The organism is Massilia sp. Root418 (assembly GCF_001425265.1).
Taxonomy (GTDB): Bacteria; Pseudomonadota; Gammaproteobacteria; order Burkholderiales; family Burkholderiaceae_D; genus Rugamonas.
Genome location: NZ_LMEC01000021.1, coordinates 139,852 through 155,160 on the forward strand (window position 1 = coordinate 139,852; position 15,309 = coordinate 155,160).

The 15,309-nt window shown below is 68.2% G+C and carries 11 protein-coding genes; 6 read left to right on the top strand and 5 right to left on the bottom strand.

Annotation, left to right across the window (positions count from 1 at the left end; genetic code table 11):
• The first annotated feature begins 7 nt into the window (after positions 1-7).
• A complete protein-coding gene (locus tag ASC94_RS18725; RefSeq protein ID WP_056398540.1) occupies positions 8-757 on the top strand; it encodes a M48 family metalloprotease in 750 nt (249 codons plus the stop codon).
• 103 nt (positions 758-860) lie between these two features.
• Entirely contained in the window at positions 861-1,283 is a 423-nt protein-coding gene (locus ASC94_RS18730; RefSeq protein WP_157201515.1) for a hypothetical protein, read from the top strand.
• Between the two features lie 138 nt (positions 1,284-1,421).
• Here ASC94_RS18730 and ASC94_RS18735 read toward each other — a convergent pair whose 3' ends face one another.
• Positions 1,422-2,657, bottom strand: a complete 1,236-nt coding sequence (locus tag ASC94_RS18735) for an SGNH/GDSL hydrolase family protein (RefSeq protein ID WP_056398545.1) — start codon at positions 2,655-2,657, stop codon at positions 1,422-1,424.
• A gap of 107 nt (positions 2,658-2,764) precedes the next feature.
• Here ASC94_RS18735 and ASC94_RS18740 point away from each other — a divergent pair, with 107 nt between their 5' ends.
• Positions 2,765-3,667 (top strand): LysR family transcriptional regulator, encoded by a 903-nt coding sequence (locus ASC94_RS18740; protein WP_056398548.1) that lies wholly within the window; start codon positions 2,765-2,767, stop codon positions 3,665-3,667.
• Here ASC94_RS18740 and ASC94_RS18745 read toward each other — a convergent pair.
• Positions 3,664-4,224, bottom strand: coding sequence for a cob(I)yrinic acid a,c-diamide adenosyltransferase (locus ASC94_RS18745; RefSeq protein ID WP_056398552.1), 561 nt, complete (start codon positions 4,222-4,224; stop codon positions 3,664-3,666). The two genes, ASC94_RS18740 and ASC94_RS18745, sit on opposite strands and share 4 nt — an antisense overlap.
• 97 nt (positions 4,225-4,321) lie before the next feature.
• On the opposite strand from ASC94_RS18745, the gene ASC94_RS18750 reads away from it, so the two are divergent.
• From ASC94_RS18750 to glcF, 3 genes are read left to right on the top strand one after another with little or no spacing between them, the layout of a single operon-like run.
• Entirely contained in the window at positions 4,322-5,845 is a 1,524-nt protein-coding gene (locus tag ASC94_RS18750) for an FAD-linked oxidase C-terminal domain-containing protein (RefSeq protein WP_056398556.1), read from the top strand.
• A gap of 11 nt (positions 5,846-5,856) precedes the next feature.
• Positions 5,857-6,948 (top strand): glycolate oxidase subunit GlcE, encoded by a 1,092-nt coding sequence (gene glcE, locus ASC94_RS18755; protein WP_056398559.1) that lies wholly within the window; start codon positions 5,857-5,859, stop codon positions 6,946-6,948.
• Positions 6,949-6,952: 4 nt separating this feature from the next.
• Positions 6,953-8,239, top strand: a complete 1,287-nt coding sequence (gene glcF, locus ASC94_RS18760) for a glycolate oxidase subunit GlcF (protein WP_056398563.1) — start codon at positions 6,953-6,955, stop codon at positions 8,237-8,239.
• On the opposite strand, the gene ASC94_RS18765 is transcribed toward glcF, so the two are convergent.
• The 3 genes from ASC94_RS18765 to ASC94_RS18775 all read right to left on the bottom strand — a co-directional run bounded on the left by ASC94_RS18765 (position 8,209) and on the right by ASC94_RS18775 (position 15,308).
• A complete protein-coding gene (locus ASC94_RS18765) occupies positions 8,209-10,707 on the bottom strand; it encodes a bifunctional diguanylate cyclase/phosphodiesterase (protein ID WP_229417336.1) in 2,499 nt (832 codons plus the stop codon). The two genes, glcF and ASC94_RS18765, sit on opposite strands and share 31 nt — an antisense overlap.
• Positions 10,708-10,854: 147 nt before the next feature.
• Positions 10,855-11,850 carry an HD-GYP domain-containing protein gene (locus ASC94_RS18770; protein WP_056398568.1) on the bottom strand — a complete coding sequence of 332 codons (996 nt, stop codon included), beginning with the start codon at positions 11,848-11,850 and terminating at the stop codon, positions 10,855-10,857.
• Positions 11,847-15,308: an MHYT domain-containing protein gene (locus ASC94_RS18775; RefSeq protein WP_056398570.1), complete on the bottom strand. Its 3,462-nt coding sequence runs from the start codon at positions 15,306-15,308 to the stop codon at positions 11,847-11,849. The genes ASC94_RS18770 and ASC94_RS18775 overlap by 4 nt, the downstream gene beginning before the upstream one ends.
• Position 15,309 lies beyond the last annotated feature (1 nt).

A 15,309-nucleotide genomic window follows, 5' to 3' on the forward strand; every position in this document is an offset into this window, starting at 1 on the left:
GGTTGCCATGCGCCATCCGGCCTGCTCTGCGGTGCTGCTTGCCGCCTGTTTCCTGCCGCAAGCCGCCCCGGCCCAGGTGCCCGATTCCGGGCGCTGGCAGGAGCTGCGCTTTGGCGCGGAGGAAGTCGGCCGGCACATGGAGGACCGCTACATCGAGCAAGTGGTGGACCTTGCCGCCGCCGGCAGGCTCGATGCGGACCGCGCGCTGCTGCACCGCTTGCGCTACGTGAGCGCCGAGCTGATTGCCGCCGCTGTCGGGCTGAAGCCGGAGGCGGCGTCCTGGGCGTGGGAAGTGCACCTGGCCGCCGGGCCGGATATCGACGCGGTGTGCCTGGCGGGCGGCAAGCTGCTGGTCGGCGCGGACTTCGTGCGGCGCCTGGACCTGACGGACGACGAACTGGCCGTGCTGCTCGCGCACGAAGTGGCGCACGCCATCGCCGAACATACGCGCGAGTTCCTGTCCGAAGCGCAGCTGGCGTACCGCCCGCTGGTGCCGGTGGAGGTGGTGATGCTGCGGCTCGACAGCGACCTGTCCCTGCAACTGCGCCTGTCCTCGCTGTCCCGCATGCAGGAGCGCGAGGCGGATCAACTGGGCATGGTGATCGCGCACCGGGCAGGGTGGCCGGTATCTGCCATGCTCAGCTTCTACCGCAAGCTGGCGGAAGCCGAAGACGGCGAGCCCTTGATCGCCAGCCATCCCTCCCACGCCTCGCGCATCAGCATGTCGCGCGGCATGGCGCGGCTGCTGGAACCGTGAACCGCTGCCGGTGAGCTGGCATCATGGCGGCATCACTGGGGAGATGTTAAATTGATACTATCTTCATCGCTAAGGCATGCAGGGAATACAAGTGATAAAAAAAATGATGGCATCGATTGCCGCAGCCACCTTCATCTGCTCCCCATGCGTCGGCGAGGAAGGCTCACGAGCGCAATATCAAGCGGTGTGCAATTTTATTGGTGCCCACCTGTATCAGGTGGAGACTCAGCTTGATGAGAAAGAGCAGCCGAATACTGGCGAGAGCAACGTCAATTCGTACCTGGGCAGGTCCTTGGAAGTCAAATTTGCGGTACGGGGAAAAAAGAAAATCATCCTGTCGGCCAGGTTCAGCAAGGATCACTTCGACAGCGAAATCAGGAAAAAGGACGTTTTCCTATCGATCCTCTTAAGGGATCATTGGGCGGGACATGAGTTCAGCAGCGCATGTGATGGCAACAGTCTAAGAGTGAAATTCGAGCGTGGCGAAGTTCGCGAGGTATTGATCACCTCCGATTATGTAGATTAGCTTGATGAGGCAGGGTGGCGGCGGCTCTGCAATGGCGCCAATCGCCCGGCATGGCGCTGCTGCTCGGACCGCAGGCCGTAGGGCGGGTTAGCGCAGCGTAACCCGCCGCGAGCCGCCATGGACCATCGCGCCGGCGGGTTACGGCGTGCCGAGCACGTCATACGCAGCCTTGGCCATCGCTTCGTAGCCGGCGTCGCCAGGGTGCAGGTGGTCGCCGGAGTCGAAGGCGGGCAGCAGGCGCGAGGGATGCGCCGGATCGCGCAGCACGGCGTCGAAGTCCACCACCGCATCAAAGGCGCCGCTAGCGCGTATCCAGTCGTTCACCTTGCGCCGCACCGCATCCTTGGCGGGACTGTAATGGTCCGACAGCGGCGTGCCTTGCAGCGCGTTCTCGAACGGCGCCATGGTCGCCCCGATCACCCTCAGCTTGCGCTCCCTGGCGCGGTCGATCAGCTTGCGGTAGCCGGCGATCAGCGTCTCCGCTTCCATAGCCGGGTCGTGCGGCGCAAACGCGCTGCCGGGCCAGCCGATATCGTTGATGCCCAGCGCGATAATCACGCTGCGCGCGCCGGGTTGCGCCAGCACGTCCTGCTCAAAGCGCGCCGCCGCCCGTTCGCCCATGCGGTCCGCCAGCACGCGCGCCCCGGAGATCCCCGCGTTCGCCACGCCCATGCCGCGCGCTGCCGCCAGTGCCGCCAGGTAGTCCGGCCAGCGGCGGTCCTGGTCCGGGGTGGAGCCATTGCCGTCCGTGATCGAGTCGCCCAGCGTGACCACGGTGCCGGGCACGGTGCCTGCGCCCGCCGCTGCCGTGCCGCCGCTCACATGCACCGCGCTCAGGAACACACGCCCGTGCAGCGCTTCGGCTCCTGAGAGTTCACGCGCGGCGGTCTGGTTGCCGGCGGCGATATAGCCGGTCTGCTGCGCGCCCCAGTGGAAGGTGGACGGGACCGCACGCCGCGGGAAATAAGTCGATACGCTGAGCCGCTCAAGCGGCTGCACGCTGAAATCGAGCGCATCGCTGACCGCCTGCCGGCCTGGCGCCACCGTCACCGAGCGCTTGCCGCCGAAGGACAACAGCGCGCCCTCCGTAGCGCCGGTCCGGACCCGCGCCAGCCGCGCCTCCCCGATCACCAGCGGCTCCAGGCCGTAGCGGTTCGACAGCACCACCCGCACGCGCTGCCCGCCCGCGCTGAGACGCAACGTCTCCCGCACGGTCTGATCCTGCAAGCCAGCCGGCATATTGGTCGGCAGCGCGAAGCCCGCGTCCCAGCCCGGCTGCGGCGCCGCATACCAGCTGGCCTGCCATTGCTCCGATGCCGTGGCGGGCGCTGCGACCGCAGCGGCCAGGGCCAGGGTGGAAATCGTCTTGAACATGGTCTGCTCCTTGAATGAAGTGTGCAGCCATCTTCATTCATTCCACAGTTGAGCGGAAGACGGGAAAATGGACTATGCTTCATTCCAATATCGAATGAGATACCGCCATGGACACGATCCGCTCCCTGCAATACTTTGTGCGCGCTGTGGAACTGGGCAGCCTGTCGGCCGCCGCGCGCGAACTCGGCACCACGCAGCCCACCGTCAGCAAGGCCGTCGCCGCGCTGGAAGACAGCCTCGGCGTGCGCCTGCTTGAGCGCAGCACATCCAGCCTGTCGCCCACCGTGCAGGGTCAGCGCTTCTACGAGCGCAGCAAGGGCGTACTGGAAGACTACGCCGAAGCCGTGGCGGACGCGCGCGGGGAAACCCAGGCAGCGGCCGGCCTGCTTCGCGTGAACGCCCCGGTCGCGCTGGGGCAGTTCCTGCTCAACGCGCTGGTGCAGGAATTTCTCGCGCAATACCCGCAAATGGAAATCGAACTGATACTGAACGACCGCATGGTCGACCTGGTGGAAGAGGGCGTCGATGTCGCGCTGCGGCTGGGCAGCGAACTGCCGCCCAACGCCATCGCCCGCAAGATCGCCCGTTCGCCGCGCTGGCTGGTGGCCGCGCCGGCGTATCTGAAGCGCCACGCCAGGCTGCGCCAGCCCGAAGACCTGGCCGCGCACAACTACGTGCGCTTCGCCTGGCTCAGCACCGGCGGCACGGTGGAACTGCACAATGGCGACCGTTATGTACAGGTGCAAACGCAGGGCCGCTACCGCGTCAACAACGCCCTGGCCATCCGTGAAAGCCTGGCTACGGGCGGCGGCGTTGGCTTGTGTCCCGCCTGGCTGGTGCAAGACCTGCTGGCAAGCCGCAAGCTCACCCGCGTGCTGCCCGAATGGCAAGGCGCAACGCAAGACCTCAGCCTGATCTACCCCTCCCGCCGCCACCAGCCCCTGCGCGCCCGCCTGTTCATGGACTTCCTTCAGGTGCAGCTGGCGCAACTCGACGGCTTCGAAACCTAGCCCTTCTTGCTCTTGCGCTCATGCTGCCATAGCACGTCGCTGCCGCCGGCGAAGCGGTTCAGGACGCGGGCCAGCACGAACATCAGGTCGGACAGGCGGTTGACGTACTGGCGCGGGTGTTCGTGCAGCGCTTCGGCCTTGCCCAGGGTGACGATGCTGCGCTCGGCGCGGCGGCAGACGGTGCGGCAGACGTGGGCGATCGCGGCGGCGCGCGAGCCGGCCGGCAGGATGAACTCGGTCAGCGCGGGCAGGGTGGCGTTGTACTTGGCCAGCAGCGCGTCCAGCTTTTCCACGTGCTCCTCCTTAATCATCTGGTAACCCGGGATGCACAGCTCGCCCCCCAGGTCGAACAGGTCGTGCTGGATGCCGACCAGCTCGTCGCGCAGGTCGTCCGGCATGGCTTCGCTGAGCAGCAGGCCGAGGTTGGAGTTGAGCTCATCCACGTCGCCAATGGCGTGGATGCGCAGGCTGTCCTTGTCGGTGCGGCTGCCGTCGCCCAGGCCGGTGGTGCCGTTGTCGCCGGTGCGGGTGGCGATTTTCGAGAGTCGGTTGCCCATGGTATTGCCCCTTATTCCTTGAATGACAGCGAGCATACGATAAATTCAGCCGGGGTGCCTTACAATCAGTACTTCATCGGCGATATGCTCTACTCCCATGACCACAGCCACCCAAGCAGCTCCGCAGGCAACCCCGCAGGCAGCCACGCCGCCGGCCTTCACGGCCGCGCGCCAGCACAGCGTGGCCGCAGCCCTGCGCGCGGCGCTGCCGGCAGCCAGCATCCTGTCCGAACTGGAAGACACCCGGCCCTATGAATGCGACGGCCTGTCGGCCTACCGCCAGCCGCCCATGATCGTGGCGCTGCCGGCGGACGAGGCGCAGGTGCTGGCGGTGCTCAAGGTGTGCCGCGAGATGAACGTGCCCATCGTGCCGCGCGGCGCCGGCACCGGCCTGTCCGGCGGTGCCATGCCGATTGCCGACGGCGTAGTGCTGTCCACGGCGCGCATGAACCAGATTGTGCGCATGGACGCGTACTCGCGCACGGCCGTGGTACAGCCCGGGGTGCGCAACCTGGCCATTTCGGAGGCGGCGGCGCAGCACGCACTGTATTACGCGCCCGATCCGTCCTCGCAGATCGCCTGCACCATCGGCGGCAACGTGGCGGAGAACTCCGGCGGCGTGCATTGCCTGAAGTACGGGCTGACGGTGCACAACGTGCTGCGCGTGCGCATGGCCACCATCGAGGGCGACGTGGTGGAACTGGGCAGCGAGGCGCTCGACGCGCCTGGCCTGGACCTGCTGTCGGCCTTCATCGGCTCGGAAGGCATGCTGGGCATCGTCACGGAAGTGGCGGTCAAGCTGGTGCCCAAGCCGGCGTGCGCGCGCGTGATCATGGCCTCGTTCGGCGACGTGGTCACCGGCGGTAACGCGGTCGCCAAGGTGATCGCGGCGGGCATCATCCCGGCCGGGCTGGAGATGATGGACCGCACCTCCTCGCGCATGGTGGAGCCATTCGTGAAGGCGGGCTACGACACGGACGCCGCCGCCATCCTGCTGTGCGAGGCGGACGGCACGCTGGAGGAAGTGGAGGAAGAGATCGCGCGCATGACGGCGGTGCTGGAGGCGGCAGGCGCCAGCGCCATCCAGGTGTCGCAGAGCGAGGCGGAGCGCCTGAAGTTCTGGTCCGGCCGCAAGAACGCCTTCCCGGCTGCGGGCCGCATTTCGCCGGACTACTACTGCATGGACGGCACCATCCCGCGCAAGCACCTGGCGCAGGTGTTGACCGGCATCGAGCAGATGGAAGCGAAGTACGGCCTGCGCTGCGCCAACGTGTTCCACGCGGGCGACGGCAACCTGCATCCGCTGATCCTGTTCGACGCGAACCAGCCGGATGAGCTGGAGCGCGCGGAAGCCTTCGGCGCGGAGATCCTGGCGCTGTGCGTGGAAGTGGGCGGCACCATCACCGGGGAGCATGGCGTAGGCATCGAGAAGATCGATTCCATGTGCGTGCAGTTCAAGCCTGCCGAGCTGGCGGCCTTCTTCAGCGTCAAGCGCGCGTTCGACCCGGCCATGCTGCTCAATCCGAACAAGGCCATCCCCACCCTGAACCGCTGCGCGGAATTCGGCAAGATGCGCGTGACGGCGGGGCTGTTGCCGCATGCCGGCCTGCCGCGTTTTTGAATCGGAGCCTCATGCAAACCATGGTAGAACAATTCCGCAGCCAGGTGCTGGCGGCAGTCGAGACGGGAAAGCCCTTGCGCTTGCGCGGCGGCGGCACCAAGGACTGGTACGGCAACGCGCAGGGCCCGGCTTCGCAAGCGGCCGTGCTGGATACGCACGCTTATACCGGCGTGGTGGATTACGAGCCGACCGAGCTGGTGATCACGGTGCGCTGCGGCACGCCGCTGGCGGAGGTGGAGGCGCTGCTGGCGGCCCATGGGCAGATGCTGGCGTTCGAGCCGCCGCGCTACGGTGCGGCGTCGACCATCGGCGGCGTGGTGGCCAGCGGCCTGGCGGGGCCGCGCCGCGCCAGCGCCGGCGGCGTGCGCGATTTCGTGCTGGGCGCTACGCTCATGGACGGCAAGGGCGAGGTGCTGCGCTTTGGCGGGCAGGTGATGAAGAACGTGGCGGGCTACGACGTGTCGCGCCTGCTGGCGGGATCGATGGGCACGCTGGGGCTGATACTGGAGGTGTCGCTCAAGGTGTTGCCGCTGCCGGTGTGCGAGGCAACGCTGCGTTTCGGAATGAGCGAGATCGATGCGCTGCGCCGCCTGAATGAATGGGCCGGGCAGCCATTGCCGCTGTCGGCCAGCTGCTGGCACCAGGACGTGCTGACGGTGCGCTTGTCGGGCGCGGACGCGGCCGTGCGTGCCGCGCTGGCCCGCATGGGGGCGGCAAGCGCTTCCGGCGTTCGCCTCGGCGAGGCGGAGGCAGCCGGGTTCTGGGCCGGCCTGCGCGACCAGTCGCACGGCTATTTCGATGGCGGCGCGCTGTGGCGGCTGTCCGTGCCGCCGGCGGCCAGCGCCATCGTCCTGAAAGGCGAGCAGCTGATCGAATGGGGCGGCGCGCAGCGCTGGCTGAAGCTCGACGCGGCGGCGGGCGCCGGCGCGGCGCAGGATATCCGCCGCGCGGTGGCGGCGGCGGGCGGCCACGCCACGCTGTTCCGCGCGCAGGACAAGGGCCCGGGCGCGTTCCATCCGCTGGCGCCCGCCGTGGCCAAGATCAACCAGCGGCTCAAACAGGCTTTCGACCCGGCCGGGATTTTCAATCCGGGCCGCATGTAAAACTATGCAAACCAACCTGGCAGACTTCATCAAGAATACGCGCGACGGCGACGAGGCCGAAGCCATCCTGCGCGCCTGCGTGCACTGCGGCTTTTGCACGGCCACCTGTCCCACCTACCAGCTGCTGGGCGACGAGCTCGATGGCCCGCGCGGACGCATCTACCTGATCAAGCAGGTGCTGGAAGGTGCGCCCGTCACGCAGAAAACCCAGACCCACCTGGACCGCTGCCTCACCTGCCGCAACTGCGAGAGCACCTGTCCGTCCGGCGTGCAGTACGGGCGCCTGGCCGACATCGGCCGCAAGGTGGTCGAGCAGCGCGTGCGGCGGCCGCTGGCCGACCGCGTGAAGCGCTATGTGCTGAAGGAGGCCTTGCCGCGCCGCTGGCTGTTCACGCCTGCGCTGGCCATGGGGCGCCTGTTCAAGCCGGTGCTGTCGCCGGCCTTGCAGGACAAGCTGCCGCCGGCTGCGGCGGCCGGGCGCCGCCCTTCGCGCAGCCACGCGCGCAAGATGCTGGTGCTGGAGGGCTGCGTGCAGCCCGGCATGGCACCGAACATCAACGCGGCCGCCGCGCGCGTGCTGGACGCGCTGGGCGTGCAGCTGATCGCCGCGCCCAAGGCTGGCTGCTGCGGCGCGTTGCGCTACCACCTGAACGACCAGGATGGCGGGCTGGATGACATGCGCCGCAATGTCGAAGCGTGGTGGCCCTATGTGTCGGGCGAGACCGGCGGGGCCGGTAGCGAGCAGGTCGAAGCGATCGTAATGACCGCATCCGGCTGCGGCGTCACCGTCAAGGAATATGGCCACTTGCTGGCGCATGATCCGGCCTACGCGGAGAAGGCGCGGCGCATTTCGGAACTGACCAGGGACTTGAGCGAGGTGCTGCCGGCCTTCGAGGCGGAACTGGTGCAGCGCCTGGGCGAACGCCATGGGCGGCCGGCTGGCCAGCCCGCCGGCGAGCGCGTCGTCTACCATCCGCCCTGCACCTTGCAGCATGGGCAGCAGATACGCGGCAAGGTGGAGGAGGTGTTGCGCGCCGTGGGCGTGGACGTGGTGCTGTGCGCGGAAAGCCATCTGTGCTGCGGCTCGGCAGGCACCTATTCCATGCTGCAGCCTGAGCTGTCCAGGCAACTGCGCGACCGCAAGCTCGAAAGCCTGGAAGCAGCGGGGGCGGCGAAGATCGTGTCGGCCAACATCGGCTGCCTGGCGCACCTGCAATCTGGCACCGAGATGTCGGTGCAGCACTGGATAGAACTGCTGGATCAGTTGCTGGCCGCCGGCAGGGCGGGGTAAGGGCTGGGGGCGCCGTCCAAGGCGCCCACGCCGCTCACGCCGCTCACGCCGCTCACGCCGTCCACCGGCAGCAAGCCGGCCCGCTGCCAGGCCGGCGCGACGGCGAAGCTGGCGGTCCAGGGCAGCACCTCGCCGGCCGGCATGGGCCGCGCAATGCCATAGCCTTGCGCCAGGTCGCAGCCCAGGCGCATCAGCTGGGCGCCGTGTTCCACCGTCTCCACCCCTTCCGCGATCACGCTGCGGTTGAAGGCGCGCGCCAGGCCGATCACGGCCGACACCAGGTGCAAATCGTCGCGGTCCACCAGCATGTTGCGCACGAAGCTCTGGTCTATCTTCAGCACTTCGGCCGGCAGCCGCTTCAGGTAGGACATGGACGAGTAACCGGTGCCGAAATCGTCCAGCGCGAAGCGGATGCCGAGCGCCTGGCATTCCAGCATGATGCTGCGCACGTGGCCGATGTCCGCCAGCGCCGACGATTCCAGGATTTCCAGCTCCAGCATGCGCGGCGGCACGCCGGGGAATTCGGCCAGGATGGCGGTCAGGCGCGCCACGAAATCGGTGCGCTGGAAATGGCGCGCGGCGATGTTCACGCTCACCACCCAGTGCGGATGGCTGGCGCGCCACAGCTCCAGCTGGCGCAGCGCGTGGCGCAGCACCATGTCGCCGATTTCCACGATCAGGTCGGTGTGCTCCACCACCGGCAGGAACTCCATCGGCCCGACGATGCCGCGCTGCGGATGGCGCCAGCGCAGCAGCGCCTCCATGCCGATGATGCGGCCGGCGCGCATGTCCAGCTTGGGCTGGTAGTACAAGCACAGTTCCTCGGCGCGCAGCGCATTGCGGATCTCGGTGCGGCGGTTGTGGTGGGTGCGCACCTGCTCGTCCAGGTGCGCGTCGAAGTAGTGCACCTTGTTGCGGCCGGTGAGCTTGGCCTGGTACAGCGCCTGGTCGGCGTGGCGCAGCAGGTTGTCGGCGCTGATGTCGCCGCCCTGGTAGAGCGTGACGCCGGCGCTGGCCGGCACCGAGATGGTCTGGGTCTCGCAATGGTAGGGCCGCGCCAGCAGCGCGAGCAGCTGCGCCAGGGTGCGCTCGACGGCCGCCTGGCCCGGCTGGTCCGGCAGCAGCAGCGCGAATTCGTCGCCGCCCAGGCGCGCGGCGTAGTGGCGCGGCCCGGCAAAGCTGTGCAGACGGCCGGCGGCCTGCTTGAGGATTTCGTCGCCCAGCGCATGGCCGCCGCGCTCGTTTACCTGCTGGAAGTGGTCCAGGTCCAGCATGCACACGGCCAGCATGGCATTGCCGTCGCCGCCCTGGCGCGCCAGTTCCAGTTCGTGCTCGAAGCGCGCCGCCAGCGCGCTGCGGTTGGGCAGGCCGGTCAGCAGGTCATGCTGGCTTTGCCAGGACATCTGCTGGATCAGCTGCTTCTTCTCGCTCACGTCGCGGAACACCAGCACCGCGCCCTGCACCGCGCCTTCGCGGCCTTTCTCGTTGCGGCGGATGGCCGCCACCGTGTACTCGATGACGAAACTGGCGCCGGACTGCTGGCGCAAGGTCTGGTTCTTCGCGCGCACCACCGGACCGCCGGCGTAGATGCTCTGCATGGTGCGCTTGAGCGCCTGGTGGCCGAAGTTGTTGGCCAGCGTGAACACGGCGTGCAGCTGCTTGCCGCGCGCCTGCTCTTCGCTGTAGCCGGTGAGCTGCTGCGCCGCCTCGTTCATGCTGCCGATGCGGCCATCGAGGCCGGTGGCAATGACGGCTTCGCCGATCGACGACAGCGTCACTTCGATGCGCTCCTTCTGGTCCTGCAGCGATTGCACCAGCGCCTGCACCTGGCTGGCCATGCTGTTGAAGGTGCTGGCCATGGTGCGCGCTTCGGGCGAACCGCTGACCGGCATGCGCACGCCCAGGTCGCCGTTCTGGAAGCGGCCGGTAGCGCTCTCAAGGCGCAGCTGCATGCGCCGGTTCAGGAAGATCAGCAGGCCAAGCAGCACGTAGATGGTGATGATGTTCAGCGCGGAGATTACCGCCTGCTGGCGCAGGGCGCGCCACACGCGGTTCAGCGGCTGGGTGGGGTGGAACCACAGCGACAGCGTGCCCGGGGGCAGGGCGGCGCTGCCGGTTCCAACCTCATGCAGCGGCACGCGCAGGTTCAGGTAGAGCGGCTCGATGGCGGTCAGCCTGCCCAGCCAGGCGGGGGGCATGGTGTCCTGCTGGGGCGGGACGCCGGCCGAGGCGGCCACCGCGCCGGCATGCTCCCAGCGCACCATGGCCAGGTCCGGGTCGTGCGCGGCGGCGCCGGCCAGCAGGGCGGCGATGGCGACGTCGTTGCGTTCGCGCTGCAGGGGCTTGAGGGCGGCGGCCAGATATTGGCCCAATTGCTGGGCCTCGATTTCGTAGCGCTGGCGCGCGGCGGCCGATTCGGATTCGGTCATCAGCGTGTAGCGCACGCTGACGATGATAGTTACTAGCAATAGAATAGGGATGAAAAGCCTGGCATAAATCCCCATGCGCATCCACAAAGACAGCAATTTCCCCAACAGTGGCATAGGTTTCCGTCCAGCCCTAAATCGTTCCCATTCACATTATTACGTAAAAGGCACAATGCCAAGCCCATTATTTTAACGTTCGGCCCATTTTTCCATGATTTCAGCGACAGCGGGCAGCTGGGTCAGGAACAAATCCACCAGATGCGGATCGAAGTGCAGGCCGCGCTGGGCGCGCAGATAGTCGCAGGCTTGCTCCACGCTCCAGGCCTGCTTGTAGGGGCGCACCGAGGTGAGCGCGTCGAACACGTCGGCCACGGCCACGATGCGGCCGGCCAGCGGAATCTGTTCGCCCTGCAGGCCATGCGGGTAACCGCTGCCGTCCCATTTCTCATGGTGGTTCTGCGCCACCTGGCAGGCCACGGCCAGCATGCCGGTGGCGTGCCGGCCGATGATGTCGGCGCCGATGGTGGGGTGGCCCTGCATCACGCGCCATTCCTCCTCGTCCAGCTTGGCCGGTTTTTGCAGGATGCGGTCGGGGATGCCGATCTTGCCGATGTCGTGCATGGGCGCGGCGTTGAACAGGTCGTCCACGTCGTCCTCGTCCAGGCCGCAGGCGATGGCGAGCAGGCGCGTGTAGTGGCTCATGCGGATCACGTGCAGGCCGGTTTCATTGTCCTTGTATTCGGCCGCCAGGCCCAGGCGCTGCACGATTTCCAGCCGGCTCGCCTTCAGTTCGTCCAGCCGCACCAGGGACAGGTGCAGGCGCACGCGTGCCTTCACTACGGCCGGGCTGACCGGCTTGGTGATGTAGTCCACCGCGCCCGCTTCGAAGCCGTCCACTTCGTCGGTGCTGTCGGTGAGCGCGGTGACGAAGATGACGGGAATGCCTTCCGTGGCCGGATCGGCTTTCAGGCGGCGGCAGACTTCATAGCCGGTCATGTCCGGCATCATCACGTCCAGCAGGATCAGGTCGGGCTGCTCCTTGGCGGCCAGCTCCAGCGCGCGCGGGCCGTCCTTGGCGAACAGCAGGCTATAGCGGTCCTGCAGGATCTGGCGCAGCAGCTGGAGGTTGGTCGATTCATCGTCCACGGCGAGGATGACGGGAAGGCGTTTGGCGGGCTGGTTCATGGTGTGCTCCCGGCCGGGGCGGACAGGCAGGAGGCCAATAGTGCCTCCAGCCGCGCCTGGGCCGTGCTGAAATCGAAATCGTTAATGGCTTGCTGCAGTTCCTGCAGGTGCCGGGGCGCGGCATGCGCGTCCAGGGCCTGCGCCAGCTGCTCCATGGCCGCTTCGTCGAAGGCGCCGCTGTCGATGGAGCGCGCCAGCGTGGCGCCCAGGCGGCGCACCAGCGCGTCGTCCAGCGGGGCGGGGGCGGCTGCGCCGGCCGTGGACGAGGGCGCATCGGCGGCGTCGGCGGCAGCGGCGGCATCCCCGGCGCCAGCGCCGGCGGGCGCCGCTGCAGGCGTGACGGCCAGCAGCGCGTCGATGGCCGCGATGGCCGCGCCCAGGCGCTGCTCCACGGCGTGCAGCAGCGGGGCTGTTTCGGCGGGCGTGGCCGCACCGCCGCGCCATTTGTACTCGAGCCGGTCCAGTGCCATGGCCAGCTGCTCCAGGCCCAGGTTGCCGGCCGCGCCCTTGAGCTGGTGCGCCAGCGCCGCAGCGGCGGCCAGGTCGTCATCCGGTCCGTCGTGGCTGCCGGCCAGCTGGCGCAGCTCGGCGGTGGCATTGGCGCGCTCGGCCGCGAAGCTGCGCAGCGCGCGGTGATACACGCGCTCGTCGCCGGCCCAGCGGTGCAGCGCGTGCGCGTGGTTCAGCACCTGCAGCAGGGTGTCGCTGCTTTCCTGCACGGGCTCGTCGATGGCAATGCCCAGCACCGCAGCCAGCTCGCGGCCCAGCACGTGCATGTCCACCGGCTTGGGCGCGAAGCCCTCCATGCCGGCCGCGCTGGTTGCTTCGCGGTCCTTTTCCAGTACGCTGGCCGTCATGGCAATGATGGGCACGCGCGGACGGCCCAGCTGCACTTCCTGGGCGCGGATGCGGCGGGTGGCCTCCAGGCCGTCCATGCCGGGCATTTGCACGTCCATCAGGATCACATCGAAGCGGCCCTCGGCGGCCAGCTGCACGGCGATGACGCCGTCGCTGGCGCCGGTGATCCTGTGGCCCTGCTTGCCGAGCAGCAGGGTGAGCAGCTCCAGGTTCTGCGGTACGTCGTCGGCCGCCAGGATGTTCAGCGGCGGCAGCTTGATGGACGGCGCGGCACGCTGCTGCGCCGGCTGGCTGACGGCCGGCGCGAGCGGCAGCACCACGTGGAAGGCGCTGCCGTGGCCCTCGGTGCTGGTGGCCCAGATCTGGCCGCCCATCAGTTCGGCCAGCTGCTTGCAGATGGTGGTGCCCAGGCCGGTGCCGCCGAAGCGCCGGTTCATCGAGGCGTCGGCCTGGGTGAAGGGTTCAAAAATGGCGGCCAGGCGGTCGGCCGGAATGCCGATGCCGGTGTCGCTCACCATGAAGTGCACGCTGTCGCCGTCCGGGCCGTTCTCGCGCGTCACCGCCAGCGTGACGCTGCCCTTGGCGGTGAACTTGATGGCGTTGCCCAGCAAATTGCTGAGCACCTGGCGCACCCGCAGCTCGTCGCCGTGCAGGCAGTGCGGCATGGCCGGGTCGTAGGCGACGGCCAGCTTCAGCCCTTTCGCGCTGGCGTTGCTGCCCATGGTGGAGGACAGCTCGTCGATCAGGGCCAGCAGGTTGTAGTCGGACAGCTCCAGTTCCACCGCGCCCTTGTCCAGCTTGGCCGTGTCGAGGATTTCATTGAGCAGGCGCAGCAGCGAACGGGCCGAGTTGCGCACCGTGTTCAGGTGGCGCCGCTGGTCGCTGGCCAGTTCGCCCTGCAGCAGCACGTCGGTGAAGCCGAGAATGGCATTCATCGGCGTGCGGATTTCGTGGCTCATATTGGCCAGGAAGGCGGCGCGCGCGGCGGCGGCCTGCTCGGCGCGCTCCTTGGCCGCGCGCAGCTCCTCTTCCATGGTGCGGCGCCCGCTGATGTCCAGGATCACCCCGTCCAGCCACTGCACCTTGCCCTGCTCGTTGAAGATGGCGCTGCCGTTTTCCCACATCCAGCGCGTGCTGCCGTCCTTGTGCAGCAGGCGGTATTCGAGGATGAAGGGCTGGCCCAGTTCCACCGCCGCGTCCAGGCCGCGCGCCACCTGCTCATGGTCGTCCGGGTGGATCAGGTCGCCGAAGCAGCGCGCGGGCGGCGAGCCGAGGAAGTCGGCGGCCGGATAGCCGGTCAGGTTCTCGACCGCCGCGCTGACGAACACCATGGGCCAGCCCGGCGCCATCAGGCTGCGGTAGGAAATGCCGGGGATGTTGCCGATCAGGGAGCGGAACTGCTGTTCGCTGGCGCGCAGCTGCTGCTCCATGGCCTTGCGCTCGCTGATGTCGGTGACGAAGCAGACGTATAAATCCTTGTCGGCCAGGCGCGCGTGGCCGTAGGCGTTGCGGATGGGGACGTGGGCGCCGCTCTTGTGCAGGCCCAGCACGTCCTGGCTTTCGCCGATCACGCCTTCGGTGCCGTCGTTCAGGTGGCTGAGCAGGCCGTCGCGCTGCGAGCGCGCCGGGTCGGCAATCAGCAGGCGCACGTTGCGGCCCAGGATGTCGGCGCGGCGCCAGCCGAAGATGCGCTCGGCCGCCGCGTTGAATTCGCGGATGGTGCCGTCCGCCTCCAGGGTGATGACGCCATCCACCGCCGTGGCTAGCAGCGCGCGCATCCACGATTCGCTCTGGCTCAGCTGGAAGAACAGCGCGCGGTAGCGCAGCATGCCGTTGGCCGACAGCACCAGCAAGGTGAAGGACACCGTGATCAGGGTGATGGCCAATGCCAGGAAGTTGGCGTTGCTGACGCCGCCGGCCGAGCCGGGCGGCACGGTGCCGACGAAGCGCGCGGCGGCCATGCCGGTGTAGTGCATGCCGGCGATGGCGCAGCCCATGATCACGCCGGCAATCACCAGCCGCGTGGTGCCGCTGAGGCGGCCGCGCAGCGCGCTCAGGCCGTAGCGCACCCACAGCGCCAGGGTGGCCAGCGCCACCGCCACCACGATGGACAGCGCGAACATGGCCGGGTCGTAGCGCAGTTCCAGCGCGGTGCGCATGGCGGCCATGCCGGTGTAGTGCATGGCGCCGATGCCGGCCCCCACCAGCACGCCGCCCGCCAGCAGCTGCCAGCGGCCGATTTCCTGGCGGCTGATGACGGCCAGCGCCACGAAGGATGCCGCCACGCTGGGCAGCATGGACCAGATGGTGATGACGCGGTCGTAGTCGACGCTGGTGCACAGGTCGAAGGCCAGCATGCCGATGAAGTGCATGGCCCAGACCCCGCTGCCCAACGCCAGGCTGCCGGTCAGCAGGGCGGCGCGGCGCAGGCGCGTGCTGGTGGCGGCGGCCGCCTGGCCCGCCATCTGCAGGCCCATCCAGGAAGAGAAGGAGGCCACCAGCACGGACAGCGCCACCAGCCACGGATCGTAGATCCCGTAGCTCAGCATGCTGGGATCGGTGGGGGGCGAGAACAGCTGCGCCAGGTAGTCAGTAAACATG

Excerpts from the sequence above, each read along its gene's own strand:
- ASC94_RS18725 (WP_056398540.1), top strand. The coding sequence starts at position 8 with ATGCGCCATCCGGCCTGCTCTGCGGTGCTGCTTGCCGCCTGTTTCCTG.
- ASC94_RS18730 (WP_157201515.1), top strand. The coding sequence starts at position 861 with ATGATGGCATCGATTGCCGCAGCCACCTTCATCTGCTCCCCATGCGTC.
- ASC94_RS18735 (WP_056398545.1), bottom strand. The coding sequence starts at position 2,657 with ATGTTCAAGACGATTTCCACCCTGGCCCTGGCCGCTGCGGTCGCAGCG.
- ASC94_RS18740 (WP_056398548.1), top strand. The coding sequence starts at position 2,765 with ATGGACACGATCCGCTCCCTGCAATACTTTGTGCGCGCTGTGGAACTG.
- ASC94_RS18745 (WP_056398552.1), bottom strand. The coding sequence starts at position 4,224 with ATGGGCAACCGACTCTCGAAAATCGCCACCCGCACCGGCGACAACGGC.
- ASC94_RS18750 (WP_056398556.1), top strand. The coding sequence starts at position 4,322 with ATGACCACAGCCACCCAAGCAGCTCCGCAGGCAACCCCGCAGGCAGCC.
- glcE (WP_056398559.1), top strand. The coding sequence starts at position 5,857 with ATGCAAACCATGGTAGAACAATTCCGCAGCCAGGTGCTGGCGGCAGTC.
- glcF (WP_056398563.1), top strand. The coding sequence starts at position 6,953 with ATGCAAACCAACCTGGCAGACTTCATCAAGAATACGCGCGACGGCGAC.
- ASC94_RS18770 (WP_056398568.1), bottom strand. The coding sequence starts at position 11,850 with ATGAACCAGCCCGCCAAACGCCTTCCCGTCATCCTCGCCGTGGACGAT.
- ASC94_RS18775 (WP_056398570.1), bottom strand. The coding sequence starts at position 15,308 with ATGTTTACTGACTACCTGGCGCAGCTGTTCTCGCCCCCCACCGATCCC.